Annotated in this window: 17 protein-coding genes; 8 read left to right on the forward strand and 9 right to left on the reverse strand. The window is 61.2% G+C overall.

The genetic code is table 11. From position 1 onward, the window contains the following. Window positions 1-16: 16 nt before the first annotated feature. From HW452_RS00960 to HW452_RS00995, 8 genes are all read right to left on the reverse strand, one after another. The gene (locus HW452_RS00960; protein WP_224104230.1) at window positions 17-640 is read right to left on the reverse strand and encodes a DUF2934 domain-containing protein; all 624 of its coding nucleotides are present in this window, start codon (window positions 638-640) and stop codon (window positions 17-19) included. A gap of 78 nt (window positions 641-718) precedes the next feature. Beyond that, a complete protein-coding gene (treY, locus tag HW452_RS00965) occupies window positions 719-3490 on the reverse strand; it encodes a malto-oligosyltrehalose synthase (protein WP_224104231.1) in 2772 nt (923 codons plus the stop codon). After that, window positions 3483-5612, reverse strand: coding sequence for a 4-alpha-glucanotransferase (gene malQ, locus HW452_RS00970; RefSeq protein ID WP_224104232.1), 2130 nt, complete (start codon window positions 5610-5612; stop codon window positions 3483-3485). The genes treY and malQ overlap by 8 nt, the downstream gene beginning before the upstream one ends. Continuing rightward, a complete protein-coding gene (gene treZ, locus HW452_RS00975; protein ID WP_224104233.1) occupies window positions 5609-7435 on the reverse strand; it encodes a malto-oligosyltrehalose trehalohydrolase in 1827 nt (608 codons plus the stop codon). Before treZ ends, malQ begins: the two co-directional genes overlap by 4 nt. A 14-nt stretch (window positions 7436-7449) precedes the next feature. Next, window positions 7450-9126 (reverse strand): glycogen synthase GlgA, encoded by a 1677-nt coding sequence (gene glgA / locus HW452_RS00980; RefSeq protein ID WP_224104234.1) that lies wholly within the window; start codon window positions 9124-9126, stop codon window positions 7450-7452. A gap of 492 nt (window positions 9127-9618) precedes the next feature. Further along, a complete protein-coding gene (locus HW452_RS00985; RefSeq protein WP_224104235.1) occupies window positions 9619-10551 on the reverse strand; it encodes a lysine exporter LysO family protein in 933 nt (310 codons plus the stop codon). Window positions 10552-10569: 18 nt separating this feature from the next. Beyond that, the gene (locus HW452_RS00990) at window positions 10570-11250 is read right to left on the reverse strand and encodes a hypothetical protein (protein WP_224104236.1); all 681 of its coding nucleotides are present in this window, start codon (window positions 11248-11250) and stop codon (window positions 10570-10572) included. A gap of 184 nt (window positions 11251-11434) precedes the next feature. Next, window positions 11435-12370: a 2-hydroxyacid dehydrogenase gene (locus HW452_RS00995; RefSeq protein ID WP_224104237.1), complete on the reverse strand. Its 936-nt coding sequence runs from the start codon at window positions 12368-12370 to the stop codon at window positions 11435-11437. Window positions 12371-12550: 180 nt separating this feature from the next. Between HW452_RS00995 and HW452_RS01000 the strand changes: the two genes are divergently transcribed. The 4 genes from HW452_RS01000 to HW452_RS01015 all read left to right on the forward strand — a co-directional run bounded on the left by HW452_RS01000 (window position 12551) and on the right by HW452_RS01015 (window position 16471). After that, a complete protein-coding gene (locus tag HW452_RS01000; protein ID WP_224104238.1) occupies window positions 12551-13561 on the forward strand; it encodes a DNA topoisomerase IB in 1011 nt (336 codons plus the stop codon). A gap of 163 nt (window positions 13562-13724) precedes the next feature. Next, window positions 13725-14924, forward strand: a complete 1200-nt coding sequence (doeA, locus tag HW452_RS01005; RefSeq protein WP_224104239.1) for an ectoine hydrolase DoeA — start codon at window positions 13725-13727, stop codon at window positions 14922-14924. A 22-nt stretch (window positions 14925-14946) separates the two neighbouring features. After that, on the forward strand, window positions 14947-15963 hold the full coding sequence (gene doeB, locus HW452_RS01010) for a N(2)-acetyl-L-2,4-diaminobutanoate deacetylase DoeB (protein ID WP_224104240.1): 1017 nt from the start codon (window positions 14947-14949) through the stop codon (window positions 15961-15963). A 7-nt stretch (window positions 15964-15970) separates the two neighbouring features. Beyond that, entirely contained in the window at window positions 15971-16471 is a 501-nt protein-coding gene (locus tag HW452_RS01015) for an Lrp/AsnC family transcriptional regulator (RefSeq protein WP_224104241.1), read from the forward strand. Here the strand turns inward: HW452_RS01015 and HW452_RS17625 are convergent. After that, a complete protein-coding gene (locus HW452_RS17625; protein WP_224104242.1) occupies window positions 16444-17658 on the reverse strand; it encodes a GGDEF domain-containing protein in 1215 nt (404 codons plus the stop codon). The two genes, HW452_RS01015 and HW452_RS17625, sit on opposite strands and share 28 nt — an antisense overlap. A 345-nt stretch (window positions 17659-18003) precedes the next feature. Between HW452_RS17625 and HW452_RS01025 the strand changes: the two genes are divergently transcribed. From HW452_RS01025 to HW452_RS01040, 4 genes are all read left to right on the forward strand, one after another. Beyond that, window positions 18004-19500, forward strand: coding sequence for an NAD-dependent succinate-semialdehyde dehydrogenase (locus tag HW452_RS01025; RefSeq protein WP_224104243.1), 1497 nt, complete (start codon window positions 18004-18006; stop codon window positions 19498-19500). 185 nt (window positions 19501-19685) lie between these two features. Then, complete coding sequence (locus HW452_RS01030; protein WP_224104244.1) at window positions 19686-21119, forward strand: aspartate aminotransferase family protein; 1434 nt, start codon at window positions 19686-19688, stop codon at window positions 21117-21119. Window positions 21120-21262: 143 nt separating this feature from the next. Continuing rightward, the gene (locus HW452_RS01035; protein ID WP_224104245.1) at window positions 21263-21610 is read left to right on the forward strand and encodes a putative quinol monooxygenase; all 348 of its coding nucleotides are present in this window, start codon (window positions 21263-21265) and stop codon (window positions 21608-21610) included. Window positions 21611-21658: 48 nt separating this feature from the next. Beyond that, window positions 21659-22126, forward strand: coding sequence for an S-ribosylhomocysteine lyase (locus tag HW452_RS01040; protein ID WP_224104246.1), 468 nt, complete (start codon window positions 21659-21661; stop codon window positions 22124-22126). The last annotated feature ends 219 nt before the right edge of the window (window positions 22127-22345 follow it).

Below are 22345 nucleotides of genomic sequence, written 5' to 3' on the forward strand. Positions count from 1 at the left end.
TCGTTTTGACTTGACGCTATTCAGACGTCGGCTTGGATCGTTTCGCCGCTCCCGCTTTCATCTTGTCACTATCCGGGGCCTTGCTCGTACTAGCCTTGCTCGTACTGGCCTTGCTCGTACTGGCCTTGCTCGTACTGGCCTTGCCCGTGCTGGTCTTGCGCTTTGTCGTGGTTTTGCGGGTATCGTCAGCGGAGGCGGGCTCGCTGGCGCGCCGGGGGCGACGGGTGCGCTTAACCGTGGCAGAATCCTCGGGCAGAGGTTCCAGCGAGCCGGGCGTAGCCTCGGGGGTCGGCATCTGAGGCGGGTGGCCGCGGTCCTGAACAGGGACGTCCTGCCCCGCCGCCACGTCATCCCGAAAGGGAACTTCATCGAAGGAAGGATCCCCGTCCGGGTCTTCCAGGGGCAGGCGATTTTCCTGAATGCCAAGTTCGTCCTCTTCCAGAGGCAGGTCGTCTTCGAGAAGGGGAGTCTCGTCGATGGGGTCGCCCACCTCCTCGAGGTCGGCATCGTTGCCGGCTGCCTGCTCGGCGGCGGCTATCTTGAGCGCCCTGTCCCAGTGTTGTTGCTGTTGCCCTTCGGGGCGTCCTTCAGCTTCCCAGATGCTGTAGGCCAGTTGACGTACGCGTTCTTCGTCAGTCATCTCAGCTCTCCCTATGTACTCTTTCGATGTGGCTCTGTGTTGAGGTCGTGGCAGTGTAGGTACGGCGACGCGAGGCCTTCACGTAGATTCTTCACGTAGATAGACGCCCACGGGCAGATCACGAAGCAGGGTGGCCAGGTAAACGCCGCCGCTGCCTGCGTCCAGGTGTGTGTCAGTCAAGACGTTTTGCCAGTCGCCAGGACTCAAGGGCAGGGACGTGTCACCCCACGCGGGTTGCGTGATCAGCGGTCGGTCGGCGGCTTTTAAAAGCGGTGTGGCAAGACGCGCAGCCACGACCAGCAGTTCCTGGCCGTTGTGCCGACGAGTGAAGGCCACCATGCGATGGGCCTGCTCGCCGGTGCCCGTAAGTGGCTGGTAATCGCCTTGAGCAAACAGCGCCGGGCGGCGGCTTCGCAAGGCCAGCAGGCGGGCCGTGATGGCCTGCTTGATTCGTCCGTCACGCCAGGCAGGCAGCGCCTTGGCAGGGGGGAGCGCTTCAGCAAGCGCTGCCTGGCGCAAGGCGTAGTCGACGGGGCGGCGGTTGTCCGGGTCGACCAGGCTGTAGTCCCAGAAGTCGTTGCCCTGGTAGAGGTCGGGCACGCCGGGAACGGTCAGACGCAGTGTCGTTTGCACCAGTCCGTTGACCGCCCCCGGCAGGTCAAGCTCGCGTGCGGCGGCGGCCAGCGAGTCGCGCAGGGCCGGCGTCGTCAACACGCCTTCCAGAAAGTCGCGGCAGGCGGTCTCGTAGGCCTCGTCGGGCCACAGCCAGTGGCTTCTTAGCTTGGCTTCGCGCAGGGCTTTCTGCTGCCACTCGGTCAGCCGCTCGATGAACCGCTGCATGGCATCGTCATCCTGCGGGTCGAGCGTAGGCGGCCAGGCCCCGAGCAGTATCTGATAGGCAATCAGCTCATCGCCCGGGGAGGGGGCCGGCCCTTCGGGCAGGGTCTGGCGCAGCGGTGCCGCCATCCGCCGCCAGCGCTCGACCTGGGCGGTAAAGTACGCTGGTACTTCACTCAGGGCAGCCAGCCGGGCGCGCACATCCTCGCCACGCTTGTGGTCGTGAGTGGCGGTGGTCACCATGCTCTGCGGAAAATCCTGGGCGCGCCGGGCGTTGGCCTTGTGAAAGTGCTCGAGCGTATGGCTGAAATGCTCGCCATCGAAGCCCACGTCGTTTCGCGAAATCAGCACGGCGCTGCGGTAGCCGGCGGTATCCTCGACCGCCTTGGCGGCCACCGGCGAGGTGAGCTGTTGAAAACGGGTAATGGCGCGCTGGCGCAACTGGCGCTCTTCCTGCGTGGCGCACTCACTGGGCGCCTCTCCCCCCAGCCAGCGCTCCAGTGTCTCGAGTACCGCTGTATCCGGCGGGCTCAGTACCTGCCGTGCGCCCCGAACCGCCGCGTTGAAGAAGGGGGCATCGGCCGCCGGGCGGCCCTTATCGTCGGCATAGCTTCTATAGATAGGAAAGTGGACAATCAGCGCCTCAAGTGCCCGGCGGATGGCGGCCAGGGTAATGTCCCGGCTCTCGAGGCTAGCGCGAGCGACACGGTGCAGGGCGCGCGCGCAGGCCGAAAACTCGCTGGCCAGCAGAGACTCGAGTATCTCGCGTCTGGCAAGGCGTACCTCGGCGGTAAAATCGGCCTCGCGTCCGCTCATCTGCTGCCAAAGCTGGCCAAGTGGCGCGCTGGCGGCCGGGTCGTGCTGTATCCCCGAAACCTCGTTCATGAACTCGTAGCCGCTGGTGCCTTCCACGCCCCAGTCAGTGTGCAGCGTTTCGCCATCGCCCAGAATCTTTTCCACATAGAGAGGCACATGGCGCGGCGCCTCGGCGTGACGCTTTTTTGCCAGGGCATCCAGGCGCTGGCGCAGGTGCTGGCAGTAGCCGCGAGGGTCGGCCAGCCCGTCCACGTGGTCAACGCGCAGCCCATCGACCCAGCCTTGCTCGACCAGGCGTAGTGGCAGGGCATGCACGGCGTCGAACACGTCGGGGATCTCGACCCGTACACCGCCGAGTTCGGTGACGTCGAAAAAGCGCCGCCAGTTGATCTCATCCGAGGCGGTGCGCCACCACGCCAGGCGGTAGTGCTGACGCTCTAGCAGGGCGTGAAGTCGCGTGGCACCGTGGGGAGTGGTGCCATCGAACAGCGCGGTCGCCGCCCTGGTCGCCTTTTGCGCCGCGGCGGACTCCATGACCTTGGTCAACTGGGCGCGCATGTCTTGCGCCGCCCCATAGGCGTCTTCGTCGTGCTGCAGGGATTCGAAAAACGCAGCCTGCTCGTAAAGCGCGTTGTGCTCGGCAAAGCGCAGGATATCGCCATAGTGGCGTGGGTCGATGGGAAAACGATGTTCGTGATAATCGACGTGAAATCCGCCGCTGTCAGCGTCATGGCCAAGCACGAGGTCGCCTGCGCGCAGCGCTTCGGCGTAAGGGGCGCCTAGAAACGGTACGAGCAGTTTGCCGGCAAGCGTTGGATCCGGGGAGTGCCAGTCGATATCAAAGAACCCGGCATAGGGGCTCTGCTCACCCCAGGCCAGTACATCCAGCCACCACGGGTTTTGCGAGCCGCCTACCGCCAGGTGGTTGGGCACGATATCCAGAACCAGCCCCATACCGCGTTCACGCAGCCGGGCCACCAGGCTTTTCAATGCGGCTTCGCCGCCGAGCTCCGGGTCGATGCGGGTAGGGTCGATACCGTCGTAGCCATGCGCAGACCCCGTCCGTGATGCCTGCAGCGGAGAGGCATAAAGGTGGCTGATGCCAAGGGCCTTGTAGTAGTCCACCCAGCGCTCGGCATCGGCTAGCGTAAAGTCGCGATGAAACTGCAGCCGCAGCGTGGCGCGTATGTCATTCATGAGCAGGCCTCCCGGAAAGCGCGGAGTGGGAAGGAGAGTGGGCCGCGGCCTTGCGCGCCTGGTCCAGCGTGGCTAGCCGTGTGCGTGTTTCATCGGAAGCCAACAGCTGGTCGGCCTCGGCGGTAAAGCGGCGGCGCCAGTTGGGATGTTCATCCACGCTGTTCGGCAGATTGGCCTGCTCCTCGAGCCCTAGGGCATCCTCCACGGGGAGCAGCAGCAAGGGGGCAGCGGTGCCGCCCAGGTGGCGCACGCAGGCATCGAGCACCTTGGAAACCGGGATATCGGCGGCTTCCAGGGTCTGGGTGGCAGGTGTGGTGCCCAAAAGGCCAAGCGTGGCGGCCAGCTTGGCGCGCTCCTGGCATCTAGTCTGCTGCTCACTGGCAGCGGTTTGCGTCTCCTTCAATAGTCCAAGGCGGCTGCGCCATTCGATATCACGCCCTGCCCACCAGCCGGCCACGGTGGGCAGGTCATGGGTCGAGGTAGTGGCCATGGCCTCATGCGACCACTGACGGGCGGGAAGAAAGTCGTTCTTTTCATCCTGTTCGAACCACAGCACCTGCATGCCCAGGATGCCACGCTCGCTCAGGCGCTCACGAAAGCCCGGGGCCACGGTGCCCAGGTCTTCACCGATCACGATGCCGCGATGCCGCCAGGATTCGAGGGCGATCAGGCGCAGCAGATCATCCAGTGGATAGCACAGGTAACCGCCTTGCGTGGGCGAGGACCCATGAGGAACCAGCCACAGGCGCATCAAGCCCAGAATATGGTCGATACGTACCCCGCCCGCGTGAGCGAAGGCGCTGCGCAGCATGTCGATGAAACTGCGAAACCCTGAACGCTTCAGGCCGTAAGGGGAGAAGGCGGCCAGGCCCCAGTCCTGGCCATGAGCGTTGAACAGGTCCGGGGGGGCGCCGATGGAGACGCCTTCCAGCATGTCTGCCTGGCGGCTCCAGGTCTGGCTGCCGCTGGCATCGGCACCTACTGCCAGGTCGGCAATCAGGCCAATGGCCATGCCGCTCTCGCGTGCCGTTTGCTGGGCACGAGAGAGGCCTTCGGCGGTGAGCCATTGCAGAAAGGCGTGAAAGCCGACGTCAAACGCCTGGGTCTCGGCGAACCGGGCAAGCGCCGGGCTGGCCGGGTCGCGCAGCTCTGCAGGCCAGGTGCGCCAGTCACTCGGTCCGAGCTTTTCCTGCAGGGCTTCAAAGCGGCAGTGGTCTTCGAGCATGGTGCCGCCCTGGTGCCGAAAGGTCTCAAACGCCTGTCGCAGCGTGTTGGCCGCGTCGTCCTCGCGGTTGGTGAAATCCTCATAGAGGCAGCGCAGCCAGGCGAGCTTGGCGCGCGCTGCCTCGGGCCAGTCGAGCAGCTCGCACGCTTCGAGCTGGCGCAGCGTTGCCTGCCATCCGCTACGTGCCTGTGCCTTGTGAACCCAGGATTCACCCAGCAGAGGCTCGGCGGCGCTATACAGCACGTTATGAAGCAGCCGGGTAGAGGGCGAGTATGGACTATAGGTCTCCGGATTGGCGCTGAACATGGCATGTGTCGGGCTGATGGCCACGGCATCCGCGCCTTGCTCGGCGGCCTGAAGTGTGCACTGCTCAAGGGCCATGACATCACCGATGCCGCCGTCACCCGGGCGGCGCAGCGCGTAAAGCTGAGCGGCCAGGCCCCACAGCCGCGGCGTGGTTTCGCCGCTGGCATCGCCGGGTGAATAGCACTGTCGAGGGGCGACAGCGAGGGTCAACCGAACACCGGCAATCTCGAGCTGGTGATAGCCGATGTCCGCTATGCCGGGCAGACGGCCATCACTCTCCAGATGGCCATTGACCTGACCACCCTGTTCCAGGGTGAGGGTAAATGCCTGACCAGGCGGGAGCGGTGAGGGAAGGGCAATCGGCGTGTCGGCATCACACGTCAGCAGGGGCGGCCACTTGGCCGGGTCTTGTGGTTCATGCAGGCGCTCGAGGCTCTCCTTGATGTCCGCCTCGCTGGCTGTCTTGAAGCCGAGAATGTCCAGCAGGTGGCGCTGCGTCTCTTCGGGCAACTGGCAGGGCTCCCCGTCGCTGTTCTCCCATTCGAGCAGTAGCCCGGCCGCTTCGGCAAGTTGTCGCAGGTCTGTTTTCATGAAGCCACCTCATCAGCAGACGATTCGCGGTTCAGCCAGGCGATGGCCGCGCGGGGCAAGAGTTGGCCGTTTGCAGCCGCGCCCGCGGCCCCACTGCGTGTTTCATGCAAGTGTTCGCCTCGTTGCTGGGGCATCGTCACGGGCTGTTCGCTCATGTTGAGCGCGATCACAAGCTGAGTCGCGTCGCCCATCCGCCAGCGGGCCAGTACGGCCTTGTCGCCAAGTGCTTCGGCCCCCTGGGAAGCAGCCCCTTCCAGGCGGGGCACGATGTGCTGGTGGCGCAGAGCGAGCAACTGGCGATAACGCGCCAGGCTGTCAGCGTGGGGTGGACGTTCTCGTGCGGCAAAATCCGGCACCGACGCTTCAAAGGTGGTCAGGGCGTTGGGGTCGGGAATCCGTGCGCGGGCCTTTTCGTCACGAAAGGCGCTGAAGTCGGCAAACTCTGCCCGGCGCCCTTCGCGAACGGCTTCGGCGAGGTCTTCGTTGTGTTCGGTGAAAAACAGAAATGGCTGCGTGGAGCCCCACTCTTCGCCCATGAACAGCAAGGGAATCATCGGCGACAGCAACAACAACGTGGCAGCGGCCGCCAGTTTCTCGGCGTCGGCCAGAACGCTCAAGCGCTCGCCAAGGGCACGATTGCCGGTCTGGTCATGATTCTGCAGAAAAGCGACGAAAGCGGTGGGGGGAAGGTGTGCGCTGGGCTCGCCACGGATGTGGCCATGGCGCGACGTCTGCCCTTGAAAGATGAAGCCTTCGCCAAGGCAGCGTGCCAGGCGCTGGGTGGCGCCCTCCACGAAGTCGCTGTAGTAGCCTTCCTGCTCATCGGTCAGCAGGACGTGCATCACATTGTGCCAGTCGTCATTCCACTGGGCGGTAAACTGCCGGGGGGCGAGCAGGCTTGCGGTATTGCCTTCGTTTTCCAGCACCAGATGAACGTGCCGCTCGGAATCCATTCGACTGCGGATCGTCTCGGCCAGCTCGGTCAGAAAATCCTGCTCGCTGATCGCGTGAACGGCGTCGAAGCGCAGGCCGTCCAGGCGATACTCCTCTAGCCACATCAAGGCGTTATCGATGAAATAGCGGCGCACCTGAGGGGCCCTGAAATCGATGGAAGGTCCCCAGGGGGTGGTCAGGTCCTCACGAAAGAAGGGGGTGGCGTAGCTTGCCAGGTAGTTGCCGTCCGGGCCGAAGTGGTTGTAGACCACATCGAGAAATACCATGATGTCCAGGCGGTGGGCCTCGTCGATCAGGGCTTTCATGTCATCCGGACTGCCGTAGGAGGCTTCCACGGCGTAGGGCAGTACCCCGTCGTACCCCCAATTGCGTGCGCCGGGAAACTCCGCCACCGGCATCAGCTCGATGGCGGTTACTCCCAGTTCAGCCAGATAGGCCAGATGCTGGCGCACCCCTTCAAAGCCTCCCAGTGCCCCCACGTGCAGCTCGTAAAGCACCGTTTCGTGCCAGGGGCGCCCGCGCCAGTCAGTGGCTTTCCAGGCGTAGTGGCGCGGGTCGATCACCAGGCTTGGGCCATCGATATCCGCTTGCTGAGCGCGGGCCGCCGGGTCGGGTATCAGGGTGCCCTGCTCGTCGTCTTCGGTGAATATGCGGTAGCGATAGCCCGCGCCATGGCCGCAGGCCAGCTCCGCGGTGACGTAACCATCGTGAGTGGGCGTCATCGTGGTGCTGGGCAGCCCCTCGACTTCGACGTCTACTCGCGTCGCCGTTGGCGCCCAAAGGGTGAACCGCGTGCGTCCTGCTTCAACGACCTGAGCACCCAGCAGCGGTTGAAAGGCGTCTTCGTGGAATGGTAGCGTTTCCAACATCGCGTTTGTCACCTCTACTGGCAGGCCAGTGTTGTCGCATTGCCCATCTGTTCGATGGTCGACCGGTACAGCTTGCTGTAAGGCACGATCGACTGCTTCCAGTGATAGCGTCCCACCATCGCCGCGCCTCGCATGGCATTGAACAGGTCGGTCGATCTGTACACCGCAAACGCCCGCTGGATGGCACGCATGTAGCTTTCAAACTGCATGTCATCGAACAGAAATCCGGTGACCCCATCTTCGATGGTATCGGCCAGGCCGCCGGTGCGGTGCGCAATCGGCAGCGAGCCAAACCGCTGGGCGTACATCTGGCTCAATCCGCACGGTTCGAACCGTGAGGGCATGAGCAGAAAATCGCTGCCGGCAAAAAGGCTGCGGGCCTGATACTCGTCGAAGCCGATATAGGCGGAGATCGCCCCTGGAAAGCGCTGCGACAGTTGGCGCAGAGCGTCTTCCACGTGGCGCTCGCCGCAGCCCATGAAGACGATCTGGCCGCCGGCATGGACGATGGCCTTGGCAGCTTCGATGGTAAGGTCGAGGCCTTTTTGATGTACCAGACGGGAAATCACGGCAAACAGTGGTCCCTGACTCGGAGCCAAGCCGAAAAAGCGCCGCGCGTAATCGGCATTGGCGCGTTTGCCCCGCCAGTCGTTGCAGGAGAAAGCCTGCACCAAATGGCTATCGGTACGCGGGTCCCAGGAGTCATCGATACCGTTGGGAATGCCGCTCAGGCGGCCCTGTTCGGACTTGCAGCGCAACAGGCCGTCCAGCCCGCAGCCGAACTTGGGCGTGGTGATTTCCTGGGCATAGGTGGCGCTGACCGTGGTGACTTGCGAGGCGTAGTTGATGCCTGCCTTCATGAACGAGAACTCGCCGTAATACTCGACGCCCTCGATGTGAAAGGCCTCTTCAGGAACCCCGAGCAGTGCCATGCGTGAAGCACTGAAAAGGCCCTGGTACGCCAGGTTATGAATGGTGAATACCGAGGGTACCGGGCGGCCTTGCCAGTGGAGATAGGCCGGCGCGAGCCCGCAGGCCCAATCGTTGAGATGAAGCAGTTGAGGCTGCCAGTCGAGGTCGGCCTGGCCCAGGGCGATGTCTGCCGCTGCACGCGACAGTCGGGCAAAGCGGATGTCGTTATCCGCCCAGCCTTCGCCCTGGCCATCGCCATAGCCACTTGCGCCGCTCCCATAGGGTGTGCCCTCGCGCTCGTAGAGCTCAGGGCACAGCAGCACGTAGAGGATCAACCCGTCACTGCAGGTGATACGTCCAATATCGCAGGCTGGCAATCCGGCAAAGGCCGGTACGTGCCCGGCTGGCACGATGTCATGCTCGGAGTGGATCATTTCACGATAGGCAGGTATCAATACGCGCACATCGTGATGGGCGGCAAGTGCACGGGGTAGCGCAGAGGAGACATCGCCCAGACCGCCGACTTTCACAAAATCGGTAATTTCGGTGGTAACGAAGAGAATGCGTTGTGATGCATCGGGATGGTCGTCATGCGATTGACTGATCCCTGTACTATCAGGACTACCAGTGAAGCCTTGAGCCGAAGAGTAGGGTTTTTTTACAGGGGAAGTAGTAAAAGAGGTAGCCCCTATACCTGGGTCTTCATCGCTGACTTCTTTTAAACTCTTCTCGGAGCCACTATCCTCGTTTCTTGCCTCGCCAAAAGCCACACTACCCATGTTCAACCTCCTTGGATTACCATGGTCAGTTATCGTGTCTAGATAACTCATCTTTTTAACGATTTACTTACGTTTCCTGCTGGCTGCCTTGCCATCAGGAGAGACGCTATCGTTACCACTCGATAAAGTGTTTAAAAAGCATACGCTGGCGATACGCGGGATAACCATAATATAGATTATCCTTTTTATGAAATAGTAGATTAATTGTCGCTTTTGGAACGAGTGTTTAATATATTTTTTAAGTATCTAAAAAATATGGTTTTTGCTGAATAGTTTGATGAGAGTCAAAAAAACAGACGTTATAAGATAAACAAGAATGCTTGTTTTATTCTTTATATTTATTAATTGTTTAGTAGGGTTTTATCTGTTTTTAGGGCTTCGTCGGTTCCAGAGACATAGCGTTCAAGTTACCCAGACATGGCGATCGAGAAGTGGCGTGGCGCCGCGGAGGGGCCAAGCCAGCCAGGCGCAGCGCACACGATGGCTGCCGGCCTAGGCCGACAGGGAAAGGAAAAAAAGAATCAAGGGGGGGGACAACAGCGAGAGGATAAAGCCGCTGACAACGGCGATGGGCACGCAGACCACGCCACCGTGTTGCTGGATGACCGGCAGGGTGAAATCCATGGAGGTGGCGCCACCGTAGCCGATGGCAAGCGCTGTATGGCGGTGAATGACCAGTGGAATCAGAACGAAGGCCAAAAGCTCGCGGGCCAGATCGTTGAAAAACGCAACGCCACCCAAAAGCGGCCCCAGCTGATCGCCGATCAGAATCGCGGAAAGCGAGTACCAGCCAAAACCGGCTGCCATGGCCAGGCCCTCGTTCCAGGTAAGCGAGAGCAGAGGCGCTGCCAGCAGCCCGGCAAGCAGGGAGCTTGCGGCCAGGGTAAGCGCGATGGCAAGCCCCAGCCGGTTGAGCAGGATCTGCCGAAGCGGCATGCCGGAGTTGCGCAGCTGGCAGCCGATCAGGGCGAGCAGCGCATAAAGCACCCACTCGGCCAATTGGTCCGCCGTTTTAAAAAGCGGCTCGCCCAATCGGGGCCCCAGCCCCAAACCGACCACCACGCCCACCACCACCGCGACCAGCAACATCAGCGAGCCCTGCATGGCGGCAAGCTTGCTGGTCGGGGCGTTTTTGACGACCGGTGACGTGCCTGCTGTCAGCGCTAGGCGTCTGGATAGCCACCAAAGGGCGCCCAGGTTGAACGCGGCGGTGATGCCAAATAGCACGAACGCATTGCCGCCCAGCCGCGAGAGCTGGCTTGCCAGGTTTTCAAGCCCGGCAAGGCTTATACCCATCAGAAGCAAAATGAGATATACCGAGCCGCTGACGGCCCGGTTGATCAACGATTGCAGATAAGGGGAGCGAATGGGTACCAGGTAGCCCCCTATCAGGGGCAGAAGAATGATCAGTAATCCAGACAGCATTGAAGGTGTGATGCCCCTTTAGGGTGTAAAGCTGGTCAGCCGAATGCGGGTCTGGCGTTTCCCCTCTTTCAGGTACTCCGCCGAGACGATCAGTCCGGGCCAGTCAGGGTGGAAGTTGATTTCAAGAAAACGGTCGGGCTTTTCGATGTCGTTGAGCACGACCCGCTGGGCCTCGAATTCGCCCGCCGGTACATTCACCGTCTGCAGCTCCTCCACGGCGTAGTACTGAAAGTGTTCATCGCGCCCGCGGTGATCGACAAACTCGAGATCACAAGGTGCTGCTTGCGTGCATGATTCATGCCCCGCCCGGCGGGAAAGATCGACCAGCGCGGCTTGACGGTCAATGCTCGGGATGTCGGCCTCGTTGAGCTGGTAGCTGTCGCCTACACCAAGCAGCGAATAGCTGCTGCTGTAAAGCAGGGAACGTATGGTGCCGTTTCTATCTGAAAAGCGGCTGTACTCCTGACCCCGCGCGATGGCAACGGAAAAGCGCATGTCGGTCAGCCAGTGCGAGCCTTCCCGAGAAAGCGTATGGGTAATGGTCGCACTCGGCCAGCCACGGGTTTCCAGGCGGTACTGCGCCTCAAACGGGGCCAGGTCAGTGAGCGCCTGCTGGGTTTCTTCACCGGCCTGGGTCTGAAAGGCCAGCAGCGAAAGACAGGTGGCGCCCAGCAGGGGCGTTAAATGGGCGTGTCGCATGGTGACTCTCCTTGTTGACAAGCGATTGCCCAATAAGACCGGGCAGGGGCAAAAAACGAGTGTATCGATAGAGGGCGAAACGCAGGCGTTGGTTCCTGCGCGTGATCGCAACGTCCTTTCTATAACTCTAACTCTCTAACGCTAGCCGGTATTCTAGCTTTTCCTCATCTGAGCGGCGAGCGGCTCAGTATCCCTGGCCAGAGCTCACGGTAGGCAGCGTTTCGCCCGCTTCGAAGGCGTGCAGGTAGGAGATCACCTGATCGATGGCTTCGGCGAGCGGCGTCGGGGCGGCCATGTGCGGCGTGATGACGACCCGCGGATGCTGCCAGAGCGGGTGTTCTTTGGGTAGTGGCTCTTCGTGAAAGACATCCAGCAGCGCGCCACGCACGTGCCCGGGGGCATCGTCGCTGCCAAGCGCCTCGAGCAGAGCCTGCTCATCGATCAGGCTGCCGCGGCCGGGGTTGATGATACTGGCACCCTCTGGCAACTGAGCCAGCCGCCTGGCATCGAGCAGGTGGCGGGTGGCCGCGGTATCGGGCAGGATGGTGATCACGCTTTTCACGCGAGGCAGCAGCGCGTCGAGCCCCGCGTCGCCATGTAGACACTCCACGCCCTTGATGGCCTTGGGTGAACGGCTCCAGCCCAGCACCGGAAACCCCGCCTGCTGCAAGGTAGTAGCGACATGAGCGCCAATCGCGCCCAGGCCCAGTACACCCACCGGCCAGTCGGCTTTTTCGACCACTGTGTGCGGTTTCCAGCAAGCGTGAGGTTGCTGTGCGGCGTAGCGGTCCATGCTGCGGTAAAAATGCAGTACCCCGTATAGCGCGTAGTCGGCCATCAGCTCGCCCATGCCGGCATCGCGCAGTTTGACGATGGGTACATTGGCGGGCAATCCCTTCGTGCTCAAGAGATAGTCCACCCCGGCGCCCAGGTTGATGATGCCCTTGAGTGCGGTCTGCTCCTGTAGAAGATGCGCAGGCGCTTTCCATACCGCCAGATAATCGGCGCCCCTGCGCTCATCCGCCGGGGCCTCGCTGGTCAGCACCGTGGCCTGGGGCAGTGCTTGACTCAGGGCTTCCTGCCACTGCCGGGCGTTGTCGATATGCACCACAATTTTCATCTCGTCTCCCTAGGCTGATTTCGCGATCAAGCCACTAGCATGGGCGCGCCCGGCATGTGCTGCAAGTCGTAACGTACTGCTTGCTATCCACTAATTTCATCCGTTGGCGCTCAGCCACGGCGAAGAAAGCGAAAGTCTGGCCTACGCTATAAGGCAAGATCAAGGTAAAGGGAAATTGCCATGCCATCCGTTTCACCGCGCAAGGTCACCCGCCATCGACGCGGCAAGGGCTTCACCTATAAAACTGCTTCCGGCAATACGCTACGCGACGTGCGCTGGCGGGAGTGGATCGACTCTCTGGCCATTCCGCCAGCCTGGCGCGAGGTCGAGATAACCCTTGACCGTCGCCACCATATCTATGCCGTGGGGCGTGACGACGCCGGGCGCAAGCAGTACGTCTACAATCCCGAATGGCGTGAAGCGCGCGAAGCGAAGAAGTTTGACCGCATCGTGGATTTTGCCCAGCGGCTGACCACCATGCGACGCATCACCGGGCAGCATCTGGCGCTTGAAGGTATGCCGAGGGAAAAAGTGCTGGCCTGCATGGTACGGCTGATCGACAGCGCCTACTTTCGACCGGGCAGTGAGCGCTACCGCCGCGAGAACGACTCCTATGGGCTGACCACCATGCGCTCCAAGCACCTCACTATCGACGGCGACGAACTGATTTTCGACTATCAGGGCAAAAGCGGTCAGCATCAGCACCGAGTCGTGGAAGATGCCAAGCTTGCCCAGGTGGTCGCCGAGCTCGATGACATACCCGGCTACGAGATTTTCAAGTACTTCGATGGTGAAGGTAACAAGGTGCGGGTGGACAGCACCGAGCTCAATGCGTATATCCACGAGGTCATGGGGGAGGAGTTCAGTGCCAAGGATTTTCGTACCTGGGCGGGAACCTCCATTGCGGCGCTGGCGCTTGAAGAGCTGGGCGTTGGCGAAGATGAAAAAGTCAGCCAGAAAAACGTGCGCCAGGCGGTCGAGCGGGTCGCCAAGTCATTGGGCAATACGCCGAGCATTGCCAAGGCCAGCTATATCGACCCCCGCGTGGTCGAGAGCTACCTGGATGGCCGTACCCTCGAGCATTTTCGCCAGCTGGTCGAACACGAGCTTGAAAAGGAGCAGTTGATCGGCCCGGATGAGCGCGCCGTGCTCGAACTTTTGCGCAGCCGCCTGAAGGAGCAGGCGAGCTGAGGTTCACAAAGGCTTTGACCCATGACCAAGGGGGGGTGCTAGTATCGAGACAAGACGACGTTGGCACCCCTCAAGCGGCAGTGACCAGGTCGATCCTGTGGCCCGGTGCCAGGTGTCATTCAAGCGCATCGGTACTTAGTGATCTTTGATGGTGAGTTGCCCGATGACTCAGGTTTCCCTGCCCTTTACGCGTGAAGAGTATGCAAGCCGCCTGTGGAAGGTGCGTGCCGAAATGGCCAGCCGCGGCATCGATGTATTGATCGTCAGTGACCCTTCCAACATGGCGTGGCTGACCGGTTACGACGGCTGGTCGTTTTATGTTCACCAGTGCGTGCTGGTGGGCCTTGAAGGCGAGCCTGTCTGGTTCGGGCGGCGCATGGATGCCAACGGGGCGCTGCGCACCTGCTGGATCGATCCGGCCAACATCACCTATTACCCGGACTACTACGTCCAGAATCCGGACATGCACCCCATGGATTACCTGGCCCAGTCGATTCTGCCGGACCGGGGCTGGCATACCGGCGTGGTGGGCATGGAGATGGACAACTACTACTTCTCCGCCAAGGCGTACCAGAGCCTTTTGCGCGAGCTGCCCCATGCCCGCTTTCTCGACGCCAACGCGCTGGTGAACTGGTGCCGGGCGATCAAGTCGCCCCAGGAAATTGCCTATATGCGGGTGGCCGGCAAGATCGTTGCGGGCATGCATTCGCGCATTCTCGAGGTGATCGAGCCGGGGCTTCCCAAGAGCAAGCTGGTTTCGGAAATCTACCGCGTCGGCATCGAGGGCTTCGTGGACGAGAACGGCAAGGTGCATGGTGGCGATTACCCTGCCATCGTGCCCATGCTGCCCACCGGCAAGGATGCAGCGGCCCCGCACCTGACCTGGGACGACACGCCGTTTCGCGAAGGGGAGGGAACATTTTTCGAGATCGCCGGGGTGTTCAAGCGCTACCATGCGCCGATGTCGCGCACCGTGTTTCTGGGGCGCCCGCCGATCGATTTCATCCGCGCCGAATCCGCCCTGCTGGAAGGCATCGAAAACGGCCTGGCGGTGGCCAAGCCCGGCAATCGCACCGCGGATATCGCCATGGCCCTGGGGGCGGCGATGGACAAGTACGGCTTCGACCGGGGTGGGGCGCGTTGCGGCTACCCCATCGGGATTTCCTACCCGCCTGACTGGGGCGAGCGCACCATGAGCCTGCGGCCCTCGGACGAATCCATCCTGCAACCGGGCATGACGTTTCACTTCATGCCGGGCCTCTGGGTGGATGACTGGGGCCTCGAGATTACCGAAAGCATCCTGATCACCGAGACGGGCTGCGAGACGTTGGCCAATTTCCCGCGACAGCTGTTCGTCAAGTAACCTATTGATTGAAGGAATCGCCATGACCCTGCGACCCAGCCCGATTTCAGCGACCGTCGACTTCGATGCCGATGGTGTACAGCACGGCTTTCTGAAACTGCCCATCTCGACGGACATCTCGGCCTGGGGAGCCGTCATGATCCCGATCACGGTGGTCAAGAATGGCGACGGCCCTACAGCACTTCTGACCGGTGGCAATCACGGGGACGAGTACGAAGGTATTACCTCGCTTTTGAAACTCGCCAACGCCCTGAGCGCGCAAGAGGTCAGCGGGCGGGTGATCATCGTGCCCTGCATGAATACCCCGGCGGTGATGGCGGGCGCACGCACCTCGCCCATGGATAAAGGTAACCTCAACCGCAGCTTCCCCGGCGACCCCGATGGCAGCGTGACGCTGCAGATCGCCGATTATTTCACCCGCGTGCTGGTGCCCATGAGCGATGTGGTGCTGGATCTGCACTCCGGCGGGCGTACGCTGGATATCCTGCCCTTCGGCGCCTCTCATGTGCTCGATGACAAGGCTCAGCAGCAGGCCGCGCTCGATGGCGCCAAGGCGTTTGGCGCTCCCTATGCCATGGTGATGTTCGAACTCGACGCCGAAAGACTCTTCGATACCGCCTGCGAGCGCCAGGGCAAGGTGTTCGTGGCCACGGAGCTCGGCGGCGGCGGTACCTCCACTCCGCAAAGCATGGCAATTACCGAACGCGGCGTGCGCAATTTCCTGATCCATTACGGGTTGATGGAAGGCGAGGTGGAAATGCCGGAAGGCGGGCAGGTCTATCTGGATATGCCGGATGCCAGCTGCTATGTGCAGAGCGAGCATCAGGGCGTGCTGGAGATGACCGTGGCGCTGGGCGATGCCGTGACCCGGGGGCAGGTGCTGGCCTACGTTCATGACATGACGCGTACCGGCAGCGAACCGGTGGCCTACCGCGCCGAGCGCGACGGGATCCTGATGGCGCGTCGTGCGCCTGCGCTGGTCAACATGGGCGACACCATTGCGGTGATTGCCGATGTCGTCGAACGTCTAAAAGCGTAGCCCCGGCATGATGAAACTTGACCGCTATGATCTGAAGATCCTCGACATTCTCTCCCGGGACGGGCGGATCACCAAATCCCGTCTGGCCGAGGCGATCAACCTGTCGATCAGCCCCTGCTGGGAGCGCGTCAAGCGTCTGGAAAAAGCCGGAGTCATCGAGGGCTACACCGCGCGCATCAATGCCAGAGTACTGGTGCCGCGCACCCCGGTATGGGTCCAGATCGAGTTGAAAGCGCACAATGCCGAAAGTTTTGCCCGCTTCGAGGCGCTGGTGCTCGATACCCCGGAAGTGACCGAGTGCGTCGCCGTTGGCGGTGGGGTGGATTACCTGGTGAAGTTCGAAACCCGCTCGATCGACAGCTACCAGCGGCTGATGGACCGCTGGCTGGTGTCCGAAGTGGGCATCGAGCGCTACTGCACCTATATCGTGACCAAGACGGTCAAGCAGAGCGCAATGGGTATCGATACCTGCGAGATACATCAAGCATCCTTGAAAAGCGACGGCTGAACGCTCGCCACGTCGCTATATTGTTCTTCGTATACGCAGTTGCGCCCGGCATGTTTAGCTGCATAGAGCGCCTGGTCGGCCCTCTGGATCAACGGCTTCAGCGCCTTGCCCTGCTCGAATATCCCGACGCAGACCCCGACGCTCACCGTCACGTACGCGTGGGAAGAATCCTGATGGGGAATCCTCAACGCCTCCACGGCAGCATTGATGCGCTTGCCAAGCGCTCCACCCGAAAGAACGCTGCTTGCGCCCAGGGTATGGAGCACCAGGAACTCTTCGCCCCCGTAACGGCAAGCCATATCCCGCGGACCGCACGCATTCTTGATCGCCTGGGCCACCTGTTTCAGGCAGTCGTCCCCCGCGTCATGTCCGTAGGCGTCGTTGAACGCCTTGAAGTGGTCCACATCGATCAAAATGACCGCTACGTGCTTGTCCGCAGAGCGTCGGCGCAGCGTCAGGGATGCCGCATGACGGCTCAACCCTCGGCGGTTGGCAATGCCGGTGAGCGGGTCGATATGCGAGATTTTCTCCAGGGCCTTGTTGCGCGCGGCAAGTTCGGAGCGCAGTTCATCGCTATTCACATGCTGCAAGTAAAGACGCAGCGATTCGTAAGAGAAGCGATAGTTCGCCATCAGAGTCAGCGCGACGGTGGGCACCCCCACCACGAGGTGGTTGATCACGTACTCCGTATTCGCTCCGGGCAAGAACCAGATAGTGGTGTAGAGGCAGGCGCAGAGAAACAGCGAGGCGTAAACACTGTACTCGAACGGGTGCGCGAGCACGATGGTCAGGGCCAGCTGGAAAACGAGTCCGGCGTAAAAATAGTGCAGCACGCGCGGGTCGTTGGTTCCGAGCATGCTCAAGCACCATATCAACGCGGCCAGGCTGACCAGGATGATGCTGACAAGCTCCTTGTGGCGAATAGGCCCGGGGCGCCTGAGATAGTAGAACATGAAGGCAACCAGCGGGACTGCCACGAGAACGCGCAGCAGCACCGAACGAAGGCCGATGTCCGCCAGCAGGTAGATATCAACGGGTATGTAACAGAAGTACAGAACCGTCACCAGGGTACTGAGCAGCCGTAGCGAGCGCAGCCGCTGGTCGTGACGATCAATGTCATAGCGCTTTTTTACCGTAGTGCCACCGCTTGGTTGGGCAAGCAGCTTGAAGTAGGGGAGTCGGTACACGGCATTCTCACTGGGTGATCGTTTTGTTCTGCGCGCTTGCGCAGGGAGAACTATTTAAGGCACTAACAACCCTTGCGCCAATCAATCTGGTTCAGCGCGGTTGGACATATTAGCACCAACGCCGGATGGGCATGGAAGGAGTTCCTGACCATTTGGATAACCGCTCAATACTTCGACCTCTCTTGAGAGGCTCGCCAAAAAAAGAGCACGTTAAGGCTGGGTTCGGCAAAAATAGTGCGTCTTTAGGGAGTACTTTCAAAAACACTTCGTGCGGTGTCTTCTTTAGGCTATATCGACTGCAAGCGGATGCTCTTTAGCCGTTTGCCCATCGTGAGGAAGGTGCCCATGACCACGCTATCGACGACGCTTGCCAAACGCCTGGAAGACCCGCGCCTGTTTCGCCAGTACGCCTACGTGAACGGCCAATGGACCCATTCCAACGGTGGCCGGGAAGAAGCCGTGCATGACCCGGCCACCGGTGAGATCATCGGGCATATACCGCTACTGGAATCGGGTCAGGTTACCGCCGCGGTGGATGCGGCTGACCGTGCGTTTGTCCAGTGGCGTGCCCTGCGTGCCGACGAGCGCTGCGAGCGTCTGCTGGCCTGGTATGACCTGATCCAGGCCAATCGTGAAGACCTCGCCACTATCATGACCCTTGAGCAGGGCAAGCCACTGCCCGATGCCCGCGGTGAGGTGGAGTACGGGGCGAGCTTTGTACGCTGGTTCGCCGAAGAGAGCAAACGCACCTACGGCGAGACGATTCCGAGCCATATCCCCAACGCAGCGCTTGGCACCCTCAAGGAGCCGGTGGGGATCGCGGCGATGATCACCCCCTGGAACTTCCCGCTGGCGATGATTACCCGCAAGGCGGCGGCGGCACTGGCGGCGGGCTGCCCGGTGATCGTCAAGCCCGCCAACGAGACGCCGTTTTCGGCGCTGGCGCTGGCGGAGCTTGCCGAGCGTGCGCGTATTCCGGCGGGTATCTTCAACGTGGTGCTGGGCGAGCCTGCCGAGGTATCGAAGATCCTGTGCGCAGAGCCGCGCATTCGGGCGCTCTCGTTTACCGGTTCCACCCGGGTGGGGCGTCTGCTCATGGAGCAGAGCGCCGGCACCGTAAAGCGCCTTTCCCTGGAGCTTGGGGGCAACGCGCCGTTTATTGTCGGACCAGACATGGACCCAAAGGAGGCGGCCTTTGCCGCAGTGGATGCCAAGTTCCAGACCGCCGGTCAGGACTGCTTGGCGGCCAACCGTATCCTGGTCCATGAATCCATTCACGACGCCTTTGTCGCCGCCTTTGCCGAACGCATGGCCACGCTCAGGGTAGGCAACGGGTTCGAGAGCGACGTCGATCTCGGCCCCTTGATTCATCGCCAGGCGGTTGAGAAGGCTGCCGCGATCGTCGACGATGCGATTTCCCGCGGCGCGACGCTGGTAGCCGGCGACCAGCGCCAGGCGCCGGGCGAGAACTTCTTCATGCCGGTACTGTTGACTGGCGTGACGGCGCAGATGAAGGTCTGGCGCGAGGAGAACTTCGCCCCGGTGGCCGGCATCACCGCCTACGGAAGTGATGAAGAGGTGATCGAGCTTGCCAACGACACCGAGTACGGCCTGGCCGCCTACCTCTGTACCCACGATATTCGCCGTATCTGGAAGCTGATGCGCGCGCTGGAGTACGGTATGGTCAGCGTCAACTCGGTGAAGATGACCGGCCCGCCGGTGCCCTTTGGCGGTGTGAAGCAGTCCGGCCTTGGCCGCGAAGGCGGCGCCACCGGCATCGACGAGTATCTCGAAACCAAGTACTACTGCCTCGGCGCGCTGGGTTCGGTGTCGGGAAGCTAGTGCGGATAAAATCACGGTAGAGGCTGGTCAGGCACTAAGCGAACCGTCTTTTTCAGGGATGAAAAAGCCGAGCGCCCAGGGATGGGTTTACAGCGTGTTCGCGTGTGCCTGACTAGCCGTGAAGCCCGCAATATTTCAAATGCCGCCCCGCTGATCGGGGAGGTTTATCGTACAGAGAGAACGCCATGAGCCAGCATCAGGACCTGATCGAACGCGACCGCAAGGTGACGTTCCACGCCTCCACCCACCTGCGTGATTTTGCCCACGGCGACGCGCCGGGCCGCGTGATTACCGGCGGCAAGGGCATCCATATCGTGGACAAGGATGGGCGCGAGTTCATCGACGGCTTCGCCGGGCTTTACTGCGTCAACATCGGCTACGGGCGCACCGAAGTCGCCGAGGCGATCTACAAGCAAGCGCTGGAACTCTCCTACTACCACACCTACGTAGGCCACTCCAACGAGCCGCAGATCGAGCTTTCCGAGCGCGTTCTGAAAATCGCCGGCATGAACATGTCCAAGGTCTACTACGGCATGTCGGGCTCCGACGCCAACGAAACCCAGCTCAAGATCGTGCGCTACTACAACAACGTCCTGGGCCGCCCGCAGAAGAAAAAGGTCATCTCACGCATGCGCGGCTACCACGGCTCGGGTATTGCGTCAGGCTCGCTGACCGGCCTGAAAGCCTTCCACGATCATTTCGATCTGCCCATCGACACCATTCGCCATACCGAGGCGCCGCACTACTATCTGCGAAGCGCCGAGCAGCATGGCATGACCGAGCTCGAGTTCTCCTCCTTCTGTGCCGAGAAGCTCGAAGCCATGATTCTCGAAGAAGGCCCGGACACCGTGGCGGCGTTCATCGGCGAGCCGGTACTGGGTACCGGCGGCATCGTGCCGCCTCCGGAAGGCTACTGGGACGCCATTCAGGCGGTGCTCGACAAGTACGACGTGCTGCTGATTGCCGATGAAGTGGTATGCGGCTTTGGCCGTACCGGCTCCGATTTCGGCAGTCATCACTACAACATGAAGCCTGACCTGGTCACCATCGCCAAGGGACTGACCAGCGCCTATCAGCCGCTCTCCGGGGTGATCGTCGGCGACAAGGTGTGGAAGGTACTCGAAGACGGCACCCATGAGTTCGGTCCCATCGGCCACGGCTGGACCTACTCTGGCCATGCGCTGGGCTGTGCTGCCGGTATCGCCAACCTGGATATCATCGAGCGCGAGAACCTGGTGGGCAACGCCGCGGAAACCGGCGCCTACTTTCAGCAACAGCTCAAGAAAACCTTCGAGGGCCATCCGCTTTTAGGGGATGTGCGTGGCGTCGGTCTGATGGCCGCGCTCGAATTCTCGCCGGACGCCCGCGAGCGTCTGCACTTCGACCCGGCCTTGAAAGTCGGCCCGCGGGTTGCCGCCGCGGCGATGGAGGAGAACCTGATTGCCCGCGCCATGCCCCAGGGCGATATTCTCGGCTTCGCGCCGCCCTTGACCATCAACCGCGGTGAAGTTGACGACATGATCAAACGTGCCAAGCGCGCCATCGATCGCGTGACCGACGAGCTGACCCGCTCGGGGGATCTCAAGACCGGCCAGCAGCAGGCAGCGTTTACGGTTTGATAAACGGCTGAACGGTCACTTGACGCCGCTGCCATGCAGCGGCGTTGCTGTTTTTCAGGCGGTTCGCTACGTCGTATCTGCCAGGGTGTTCACCCGGTAACAGAAGCCGCATAATGACGCACGTTTAATGAATCGGAGCGATCATGTCAGAGAAGATTTACTGTGTAGCCAGCTTCAAACCCAAGCCCGGCAAGGAGGAGGCGGTCTTCAAGGCGCTTCAGTCACTCGAGCCCAACACGCACCGTGAAGATGCCTGCATTCACTACACGGTCACTCGCCAGATCGATAACCCCTTCGCGCAAGGCACCAGCTACCCCATCGTCTTTCACGAGATCTGGGCAAACCGCAAGGCATTCGAAGCTCACTGCCAGCGCAAGGAGATTCAGGACTTCTTCGCCCAGCACGTTGAATCGCCCGAGGGAGATATCGAAGACGCCAACGTGTGTGTCTACACTGATGAACCCTGGAACTTCGATGCCCCCAAGGTCTAGGCCAAGCGTGTAGAATGGGCCCATGCAATCGAACACCGTGGAGCAGACATGACTGAAAAAAAGATGAACGTCGAAAGCTTTAACCTGGACCATACCAAGGTAAAAGCTCCTTACGTGCGCCTTGCCGATATCAAGCAGGGCCAGAACGGCGACAAGATACACAAGTATGACTTGCGCATCTGTCAGCCGAATAAAGAGCACATGGAGATGCCTGCGCTGCACTCCCTCGAGCATCTGATGGCCGAGCTTTCGCGCAACCACACCGACAAAGTGGTCGATATCAGCCCGATGGGCTGCCAGACCGGCTTCTATGTCGCACTGATCAACCACGACGATTACGACGATGTGCTGAGCATCATCGAGCAGACGCTCAACGATGTACTGCAGGCCACCGAAGTACCCGCCTGCAACGAAATGCAGTGCGGCTGGGCCGCCAGCCACAGCCTGGAAGGTGCCCAGAAGCTTGCCCGCGACCTGCTCGCCAAGCGCAGTGAATGGACCAACGTCTTCGCCTGATTCGTCAGCGCAGGCGAAAACGCCTCCTTGGGAAACGCATCTCAGGGAGGCGTTTTGCGTTCAGGCAGGATCGATTGTCAGCAGTAGACGCTTTTCGCCCTGGCCAAGCATGAAGCCATGACCACTCTTATTGCGTAGTGAACGCTAAAGCGGAGTGGGTTGTCTTAGCACCGGATGATCTATAGCGAATTACTTGATGGTGGTTTAAGGTATTAAAAC

The organism is Vreelandella aquamarina (assembly GCF_020075495.1).
In the GTDB taxonomy this organism is placed as follows: Bacteria; Pseudomonadota; Gammaproteobacteria; order Pseudomonadales; family Halomonadaceae; genus Vreelandella; species Vreelandella aquamarina_A.